The organism is Streptomyces sp. NPDC002776, assembly GCF_053592195.1.
Window position 1 is genome coordinate 65,333 of sequence record NZ_JBSFVG010000026.1, and the last position, 9,586, is coordinate 74,918.

6 protein-coding genes are annotated in these 9,586 nt (G+C 70.0%); 4 read left to right on the forward strand and 2 right to left on the reverse strand.

Going from position 1 to position 9,586, the window contains the following annotated elements; translation table 11 throughout:
* Window positions 1–690 precede the first annotated feature (690 nt).
* The 3 genes from ACWD11_RS32890 to ACWD11_RS32900 all read left to right on the forward strand — a co-directional run bounded on the left by ACWD11_RS32890 (window position 691) and on the right by ACWD11_RS32900 (window position 3,305).
* On the forward strand, window positions 691–1,023 hold the full coding sequence (locus tag ACWD11_RS32890) for a helix-turn-helix domain-containing protein (protein ID WP_451287483.1): 333 nt from the start codon (window positions 691–693) through the stop codon (window positions 1,021–1,023).
* 60 nt (window positions 1,024–1,083) lie between these two features.
* Window positions 1,084–1,869: a PAQR family membrane homeostasis protein TrhA gene (gene trhA / locus ACWD11_RS32895; RefSeq protein ID WP_451287485.1), complete on the forward strand. Its 786-nt coding sequence runs from the start codon at window positions 1,084–1,086 to the stop codon at window positions 1,867–1,869.
* 197 nt (window positions 1,870–2,066) lie between these two features.
* Window positions 2,067–3,305, forward strand: coding sequence for a PP2C family protein-serine/threonine phosphatase (locus tag ACWD11_RS32900; protein ID WP_389420916.1), 1,239 nt, complete (start codon window positions 2,067–2,069; stop codon window positions 3,303–3,305).
* A 449-nt stretch (window positions 3,306–3,754) separates the two neighbouring features.
* Here the strand turns inward: ACWD11_RS32900 and ACWD11_RS32905 are convergent, their stop codons facing one another.
* Both ACWD11_RS32905 and ACWD11_RS32910 read right to left on the reverse strand, forming a co-directional pair.
* Window positions 3,755–7,948: a trypsin-like peptidase domain-containing protein gene (locus ACWD11_RS32905; RefSeq protein WP_451287487.1), complete on the reverse strand. Its 4,194-nt coding sequence runs from the start codon at window positions 7,946–7,948 to the stop codon at window positions 3,755–3,757.
* A gap of 105 nt (window positions 7,949–8,053) precedes the next feature.
* A complete protein-coding gene (locus ACWD11_RS32910; RefSeq protein WP_451287489.1) occupies window positions 8,054–8,365 on the reverse strand; it encodes a trypco2 family protein in 312 nt (103 codons plus the stop codon).
* Window positions 8,366–8,721: 356 nt separating this feature from the next.
* Between ACWD11_RS32910 and ACWD11_RS32915 the strand changes: the two genes are divergently transcribed.
* Window positions 8,722–9,054, forward strand: coding sequence for a hypothetical protein (locus ACWD11_RS32915; protein WP_451287491.1), 333 nt, complete (start codon window positions 8,722–8,724; stop codon window positions 9,052–9,054).
* The last annotated feature ends 532 nt before the right edge of the window (window positions 9,055–9,586 follow it).

Sequence of the window (9,586 nt, forward strand, 5' to 3'; positions counted from 1 at the left end):
GCAGAAAATCTGTCTTGGCTGGAGTAGACATTGGGTGGTGATGTAGTTATGGTTTCTCTCGTAGCACAGAGAGACAGCAAGGCCTGGCAGAGATGAACTGCCGGCAGCAGTACCCGCAGTTGCAGTACGCAGGACGGTGCGGTGGTGGAGTTCCGAAGCCAGGGTTGTGCAGGACGGTGACGGGACTGACGACCGGACCGGGTGGCCCGCAGTGATCAGGGGCCGCCGTGAGCAGTACCCCGCAGTGAAGTCAGTGAGCAGTACCTCGGTGAAGGCGTTGGCTGCGGACGCGCGCACCGGGAGGTTCGGCAGTGGGGTTCCAAGCCAGAGCAGATGCAGGACGGGCGACGGGGCTGGCTGCCGAAAGAGTGGCGCTGTGACAGGCCACGGAGCAGGTCGCATCACCCGTAGTACGCAGTAGAGCAGTACCCATTGAGGGAATGAACGGAGGAATTGGGCGCCATCAGGATCGCCCGGGCGGCTTGTTGAGTCCGGGTACCGCAGGACATCGATAGTGAGGTGGTCTCCGGTCGAGCAACTGCGATCCCAGCATTCCCGGCAGAAGTTCGGCCGGGTGTGCGGAAATGGAAGGCCGGCGCAGTAACAGGGCCGGCAGATGGTGTAGCAGTTCCTTCGGGCCCTGGCGCCGTACGGCGCCAGGGCCCTCCGCGTGTGCCACAGAGAGGTCAGATGACAGCAGACGACTTGTACGGCCGTCTCGACGACGACGATTACCCCGCCTACACCATGGGCCGGGCCGCCGAGATACTCGGCACCACTCAGAGCTTCCTGCGCGCCATCGGCGACCACCGCCTGATCACTCCGCTGCGTTCCGCGGGCGGACATCGCCGCTACTCCCGCTACCAGCTGTGCATCGCCGCCCGCGCCCGGGAACTCGTCGACCATGGAACTCCGATCGAGGCAGCGTGCCGCATCGTCGCCCTCGAGGACCAGCTCGAGGAAGCCCAGCGCATCAACGCCGAACACCGCCGTAGCGCAGCCCTGCACACAGCCGTCACCTGATACGCGGTCCGCGATGCCGCGCCCGACCGCACGCTTCCGCCAATTCAAGAAGATGAGCGCATGATCGCCGAAGACACTGAGCAGCCGCCCCACGGACGGGAGCCCCAGCCCGGCCAGGGCAACTCGCCCGACACCCTGCGTACTCCGGCGAGCGATGCGTCTCCCGTCGTAACAGACCGGCCGACTGCCGCTGGGGGCGGGGTGGAGCGGGCGGCGGCTGTGCTGAAGCCACGGATGCGCGGCTGGCTGCACGCCGGAGTGTTCCCCCTGGCGCTCATCGGGGGGATCGTCCTGATCTTCGTTTCGCGTACGGGCGCGGCGGTGGCGGCCTGCTCGGTGTACGCGGTGTCGGCCTGTCTGCTGTTCGGGACCAGCGCGGTCTACCACCGGGGAACGTGGGGTCCGCGCGGGGAGGCGGTTCTGCGCCGGCTGGACCACGCGAACATCTTCCTGATCATCGCGGGCACCTACACCCCGCTGACGGTACTGCTGCTGACCGAAGGCCAGCAGAGGGTGCTGCTGACGGTGGTGTGGGCGGGCGCGCTGGCCGGGATCGCCTTCCGCATCCTGTGGATCGGGGCTCCCCGGTGGCTGTACACCCCGTGTTACATCGCGCTGGGCTGGGTAGCCGTCTTCAATCTGCCCGACTTCGCGCACGCCGGCGGCATCGCGGTCGTCGTGCTCATCATCACCGGGGGTCTGCTCTACACCGCGGGCGCCGTCGTCTACGGACTCAAGCGTCCTGACCCCTCACCGGCCTGGTTCGGCTTCCACGAGGTCTTCCACGTCCTGACCATCGCCGCCTTCGCCGCGCACTACACGGCCATCCTCCTTGCAGCCACCTGACGATGTCGGCGGACAGAGGTCCGGCCCCGTGGTGCAATATGGCCTGTCCGGTTACCGGGCTCGTACTGTCTTCCGCGTTCTTCTGGGCGAAGTCCTGAGCGCCATCGAGCAATTGAGGAGTCGCTGTGACCGTAGGAGGGCCGGAGGGCGGGCGGGTTGTTCGTCTTCCCCGGGGCGGGAGTGGCCGGGGCGGGGCGATGACGTTGGCGGGGACATTGGAGGCGGCGGAGGCCGCGGCGCCCGTCGAGTCGCTCGACGTGGTCGCGAGCATGCTCCAGGAGCACCTCGGGGCCGCATCGGTGTCGTTCCTGATCACCGACTTCACCGGCAGTTCGGTCGTACGGCTGGGGACGGCAGGCAGTGTTGATACCGATGAGCCCGCCCGGCGCATCACGCTGCGGGGCACCCTGTACGACGATGTGATCCGTACCCAGCGACCGGGCGTGGAGGGCGAGGGCGAGGACGGTCTGGTGCGGATCGTGGCCCCGGTGACCAACCGCGGGGACGCCATCGGGCTTCTCGAACTGTTCCTGCCCGCGGCGCCGGACGCGGAAGTGATGCGGGAGATCGGCGAGGCCGCGCACGCGCTGGCGTACATCGTCATCGCGAACCGGTCCTTCACCGACGTGTATCAGTGGGGCCGCCGGACCAAGCCGCTGAGTCTGGCCGCGGAGATCCAGCACCGGCTGCTCCCGGCGTCGCTGGCGTGTGAGGCGGCTCAGTTCGCGGTGGCCGGGGCGCTGGAGCCGGCCGACCACGTCGGGGGCGACACCTTCGACTACGCGATCGACCGGGACACCGTCCAGCTCTCCGTCACCGATGCCATGGGGCACGATGTCGAAGCCGCGCTGCTGGCCACCCTTGCGGTGGGCGCCCTGCGCCGGGCCCGGCGAGCCGGTGCCGATCTCGCTGAGCAGGCCCGCCAGGCCGACCAGGCGATGCGCGAGCACGGCCACAAGGGTTACGTCACCGGTCAGCTCCTGCGTATCAGCCTGCTCGACGGCAAGACCGAGTTCGTCAACGCCGGGCACCCCTGGCCGCTGCGGATGCGGGACGGCCAGGTGCGGGAGATCACTCCGGCGGTCGATATGCCGTTCGGCTTCGACGCCCCTCACGGCTACCAGGTCCAGTCGCTGGACCTGCGGCCGGGCGACCGGCTGGTGATGCTGACCGACGGCATGCTGGAGCACGACGCAGGCAGCCTCGATCTGTCCGACCTGATCGTGCGCACCCGCGCGCTGCATCCCCGCGAGGCGGCCCGCACCCTCATCGCGGCGATCGTCGAGGCCCACGACGGCCACCTGCAGGACGACGCGACCGTCATGTGCCTGGACTGGCACGGCACCGACCACTTCCAACGGGACGCGGCCACCGGCGCGGACCTCACCGACGCCTCTCAACCGTCGAGGACGGCACGCACCACGCCCGGGCGATGACCTTGGGCGTTTGGCGGCGAGCCAACCAGCCAGGGGAGGCCCTTGCTGCGCAACGCCGTCGTGGGGGAGATGTCGGGGCGGATGTGATGCCAGAGTGCGGGGTGGCGCCACCGGCCGGAGGCGTCGCGGGGGACAGCCGACTTCCACCACCAGCCTGACGATCGGTGCCGGCTCCTGAGCGCACCCGCACAGCGTTCACAGTCGCGTCCCCGGGTTCTCCCCAACGTCCGACGAGAGCTCCACATCCAGCAGGGGCGCGCTCTGCGGCGGCTCCTCGCAGTCCGGCGCATGCAGTACACCCCGGATCGGGCCCCGCCCTCACCCACCTTCGCAAGCACCCCACCCCGAAGGCCGGCGCTCCCCGACCACCTCAGGGACCATCGACTGGCGCGATGGCTCCAACCACTCGGTGACGACCTGGTCGTAAAAGATCACGCGCTTTACCTCAGTCATGCTTGAGGTTCTGCCGCGTCCTGCCGATGGCCGTTGAGTTCCGCGAGGACCATCTCACCGGCCCCTAGGAGCGCTTCAGGGGCCAGGTGCGTGAGCACCGGGACGGCGTGGTGCCAGCCGTCGGCGGTGAGTGCCTCGGCCAGCAGGTCCTTGGCGCGGGGGATGTCGGGGCCTGCCGGCGGGGGCAGGAGCAGGGAGGCCAGCCGGTGGAAGAGGGGCAGGATGTCGTCCCACCCCTCGAAGAGCGGTGCCGCCGCATCGGTCGGCAGGCAGGCGGTATACGCCGCAAGACGTGCGCGCACCTCCGCGCGCCCGATCTCGCCGCGGCTGCGGCGGGCCTGGACCGCTGCGGTGTCGTGGTCGGCGAGCGCCGCGTACGCGAGTGAGAAGGCCCCTGCCTGCGGGGCGGGGAGCCACGCGTCGCCGTGTTCGTCGGCCAGGGCGTCGAGGTAGTCGCGACGCGCGTGGTCGGGGTCCGTCGTGGCCTTCAGCAGGCAGGCCAGCATCAGGTCGACCCAATGGGGGGTGGGATACCCGAAAGCGGGCTGCCACCGTCGCCGTGAACGGTCGAGGTAAAAGCGGTAGGAGCAGGGAGACCGCTCTGCGAGCAGTGCCGTCACCGCCGAGGCACGTGCGGCGTCCCGGTGGCCGATGGCGGCGAGCAGTTCGGCGACGAGCACGAACTCGTCCTCGTCCTCGGTCAGGCTCCGGAGCACCTCGTCGGCCATACGGCCCGCCGCGCGCGGGTCGTGCGCCCACAGTGCCGGTATCAGGCGAATCCTCATGCGGCACATGTAGGACTCGGAACGTGCGCTGGTGGGCGCGTGTTCCGTGAACACGCGCAGCGCGGTGCGCACCGCGCCGGCGCATATCAGAGCCTGGGCGACCGCGGTGGCTGCGCCGGGGGACTCGCCCGAGTCGACGTCCTCGGGCAGGAGCGAGGCAGCACGCCGGGCCAGCCGTAGGGCGCGAAGCCGACTCTGCGGCCGGACCGCGAGGGAGACGACGCTCCAGCCACGCGCCTGCACGGCCTTGTCGGTGAGTGCGGCGACCATGCGCTCGGCATCGTGGCGGCGTCCCGCCGACGCCATCCCGGCCGCCAGCTCGACGAACTGGTTCTGCTGATAGGGGGAGAGTTCCCGCCGCTGGCCCGGGAAGCCGTGCACAGCCAGTTCCAGCAACCGCAGCGCACGCTCCGGGTCGCCCGTCACATGGTGCAGAGCCAGGGCCGACAACGCCTCGGCAGCGGCCTTCCGCGGTATGTCCGTCGCTGTCGCCAGCCAGGTCTCGACCTCCTCGCTCCGTCCGGCCTCAGCGAGGAGCCTGGCGACGGGCGCCGCGCCGCCGGCTTCGTAGGGGACCCCGCCGCTCCATGTGGCCGCGAGCGCGTTCCACGCGGCTTCGGTCCGGCCCTCGCGCGCCCATCCCTCGGCCAGGTACTCCGCGATCGTCCGTTCCTCGAACATCTCGGGGGACCCGGGCAGGGGTGCGTCACCTCGTTCCCTCCCCCGCAAGAGCCGCCGCACCTGCTCCATGCTGCGCGTAGCGATCAGGGCGTAGACGGTGTCGGGCACACGGTCGAACCACCCGGGCGCGCGCGGCCCGTCCTCCCCCAGGGCTCGTGCCAGCAGTTTCCGCACTGCCTCGGGACGCGTGTGCCGCAAGGCGTCCACGGCGATGGGCACGAACCGGTGATCGGTGGGAGGCGACCCGACGAGGTCGAGCAGTACGTCATGGACACGCTCTCGTTCCTGCGGGCGGCCGCAGTCCGCCCACGCCTGCGCGATGCCTGCCAGGAGGTGGGCGCGGGCCGCCCGGTGGACGACCTCGCCGAGGACGGCTTCCGCGGCGCGCAGGGGGCCGTCCATGGCATCGGCGTCCCGCACGAGTTCGGCGGCGACAGTCACGGCCATGGCAAGACCCGTCGCGTCGTCGGAGGTCGAGGGGCGGGGCAATTCCGAGAGCAGGAGGACAGCCCGCTCCTTCTGACCGGTCGCCGCCAGCGCGCCGGCCTCTATGCCCTTCGCCCGCCACCAGGATTGCGTCGCCGTACGGGGGTGGAGTCCGCCGAGTTCTCCGTCGATCAGCCGTACGGCTTCCTCCGCCAGGCCCACCGCACGCCGGTCACCCGAGTCGGCCACGGCACGGGCCAGCTTCGCCAGGGCGATGCCCCGGTTCAGCGGGTGGAACACGCTGCGGGCCAGCCCTGTCGCGAACCGGACCCTGCCAAGTCGCCCGTAGACCGCTGGTACGTCCAGGTGTAGTTCCTCGTTGCGGCGGGCCACCAGGTCGCCCGCCACCCCCAGTGCCGTCAGGGCGTTCAAGTCCTCCGTGCCCGACCGGCGCACGCTGTCGTGGACCGCGGCGATTTCGGCGAGGCACGCCGCGTCGTTCTGCGTGGCGGCGTGCAGCCGGGTGTGGCGCGCGGTGTCCGTGGCGAGCGCGACGGCAAGGCGGACGTTCTCTGGGCCTGTCAGGGTGGCGGTCATGCGGCCGTAGGGCTGCAGCAGGTACACCGGGGTGTTCGCCGGCCATCCCTGCCGGGCGTATGAGGCGGCCCAGGTGTGCAGTCGTTCCCGGTGGGGCGCGAGGTCCTGGCCGAACTCCCGCCGGGCCACCGCGAGCAGGGTCTCGTGGGCCAGGACGTAGCCGCGGTCGCTCGTGACGAGGTCCGTGCTGTCCCCGGACGGTCCCTTCGGGACGCTGCCGCCGCGCCGCAGGATGCGGCCGAAGCGACTGTCCAGCAGGTGGCGCAGTGCGAACTCCGGCTCGCCGGTGAGCGCGCACAGGTCTTGGACCGTCAGTGGTCCGCCCGCCGCGGTGAACAGTGCGACCAGGTCGCGTTCCGTGCCGGCGCCGCTCAGAGCGGTGCGCAGTTCGTGCCGGGCCTCGTGTTCGGTGTGCAGCGCCGCGGCGTTCGCGGTCAGGGACAGGACCGGGCACGTGCGCAGCGGATGGCTGCCTGCGACGTCGGCTGGTACGCCGGGGCCGGGCCGGCTGGTGACCAGGACACGGACACCCGGCGGAAGACGCTCGGGCAGCAGGGAGGCGATGCTCGGACCCGACCCGGTGGGCTGGAGCGACTGGTCCTCGTCGAGACCGTCGACGACGATCAGCAGGGTGCGCCCGTTCTCCTGCGCGCGTTCGGCCGCCTGACGCAGCAGCAGGCTGCGTTCTCCGCTATGGGCGGGTGATGTGGGCCGGACTGACGGTTCGCGTCCGGCGACCGCGGCGAGCTGGTCGACGAGGGCTTCGGAGTAGGCGCGGTTGTCGGCCTGTCCGGCGTAGCGTGCGGTGACGAAATACCAGACCGGTACCACCCCGCGCGGCGGGTGGAGGGCGAACCACGCGGCGAGTGCGGTCTTGCCCGCCCATGGCGGGCCCTGGATCCACAGGTAGGGCTCACTGCCGCCGCAGAACTCGACGAGGGACGCGAGCTCGGAGCGGCGGTCCTTGAGCTCCGGCGGCGCGAAGTCACCCAGGTAAGCGCGATAGGACTCCCGGAGGAGGTCCTGAGGGGTGGGAGGTATGACGTCCGGCAATACCTGCGGATGCAGCCGGGTCTTCAACGCCCGTTCCAACTTTTCGAGTTCGAACGGCTTCAGGGCCTGCGCCCACCGGTCCACCCGGCCGGCCGCGATGCGCCCGGGGCCGTCGGACAGGTGATGGCGGGTGACGACACCGATCAGGTGTCTGCCGCTGAAGACGGCCGCGCCGGACATCCCCTCCCAACCGTCCGGTGGGGGAGAGTCGACGCTGAGATCGAGGGTCCCCTCGCGCCGGTTGGACAAGGCTGCGCAGCTCGCCCGCACATGCTCCGCGTCCCGGAAGCGCGAACCGTCCTCGTCGGTCCGCAGCTTGAAGCGCGGGAATCCCAGAGCGGTGCAGCGGACCACGACGTCCTGCTCGCCGAGCCGGCCGTACGAGACGGACGCCGTGGCCGTCGCGGTGTCCTCGATCGCGAGTACGGCGATGTCGATGCCCTTATGCATCCACGCGACGCGTGCCTCGACGAGTCGCTCGTCAGGCAGGTCCGCCTGGAAACGGACGCGGACACCCGAAGCCCCGCCGACGACGTGCGCGGCGGTCAGCACCCGGCCGGGCGTCACCAGATACCCCGAACCGCGCCGCCCCCGGCTGCCCTCGGCAGCGTCGGCGATGACCTCGGCCACCAGCGCCGCCGTCAGCACCGGGATACCCCGGGCGCACACTCTGCCGGGCTGGTGGACGGGCCTTTCCCCGTGCGGCCGTCGCGCCCGCCTGGACGCCCGCTCACCGCCGGCTCCTCCACCCTCTCACCGCTCCCCCTCGACTTCTTCACCGCCGATGAGCAACGTTCCCGTCCGGGCCTGCCCCGGCACGGCGGCCTTCGGTAGCAGCGTGACGGTGATCCGTTGTGTCTCGGCGCGGGAGTGCCTGCCGTTGGCCGCGGAGTCGACGATCCACAGGCGCACTTTGGCGTCCGCACCCCCCTCGCGGCTGACGGCGACGGTCGCTTCCACCTCGACGGGACCGAGTTCGAACCGCACCGCCTCGTCCGCGCCGTCGCTCATAGCGACCGCCAGCTGACTCCGCAATTCGCCTATCAACTCGGCCAGTTCAACCACGATCGTCCCCCTCGTCCACTTCGACGTCAGGGCGAGATCCTACAAGGGCGGCGGACGGGCCCGGCCTGCCTCGGCGGGCGATGGGTTCCAGGCAGTGCCGGTCCACCCACGCACCGGCAACGCCGCTATCCCGTCGGCCCCTCCGGCGATCCGGCCGCCGGACAGGCCCAACAATGACTTAACGTCACCGGTGCTCATGATCGCCCGGAAATGCTCACGAAACTGCGGAACCTACACTGTGTTGGGAAGGGCCGCTGCTGGCCGTCCTAAGCACCCAGGCCGGACCGAAGGCGCCGTAGTCGTCCCTGTCAAATGATTTTCTGACACGCTTCGGTGTCCGAGGCTGAAGGAGGGTCATGGGGATTGAGCTGGAACTGCACTCGGGGCGGCCCGCGCGGAAGGGGTCGTCCAGGGACACCTTGCTGCGGGGCTCTTACGAGCACGGCGAAGCGTTGGCGAGGGCGCTGAGCACCCTCGACCGGCATGCCTCGGGCAAGCTCGGCTGGGTAGATCCCTACGGTGACACGTTGTTCAACGAACAGGAAGCTCAAGTCGCCCGCCAGGAAGCCGTTGTCCTGGCACAAACGTGTACTGACGAACAGCAGAAAGCGGCTCTGCTCGACCTTGTCGTGTTCCTTGAAGGGTGTGCGGCGACGCCGGGCAGCTACTTGTGGTTCATAGGTGACTGAACCTCCTTCATCGCGCCGGGGGGATGACGTCAGCTGGTGGGGTAGGGCGACATGGCGAAGCCCCTCGTCGTTGGTGTGGCGATCTCACTCGGCACACCATCAGCCGGGGCTTCGTGGGTTTCGTATCCTCCATGCTCGGCGGTCCCGTACGAGCTGGGCGAGCACCTCTCGTGACTCCCGGACGCCCGAAGGCTTGAACTTCGCATGCGTTGGCGGAAATCGGGGTGCGCCAAGCAAGCCATGCTGGTCCTCACCCACCTGTCTGGGAGAGGGCATTCGTCATCGTCGACGGGACGCTCACCCCCACCGACCGGATCGCGCCGAGCTGCACAGGCGCCTCTTCGGACGGCTGCACGACGAAGGTGCTCTGGGCGACGGCAATCGGCGGGTGTGTCACCGGTGGGCTCGTCCGCACACGCTGACGGCTCCCGTCCTGTGAGCAGGGAAGGGAGCCGTTCAGTGTGGTTGGAGGCGTTATGCCTTCAGCGGGTTACGCGTGGCGGTGCGAACGTCGGTTGCCGGTGACGAGGCG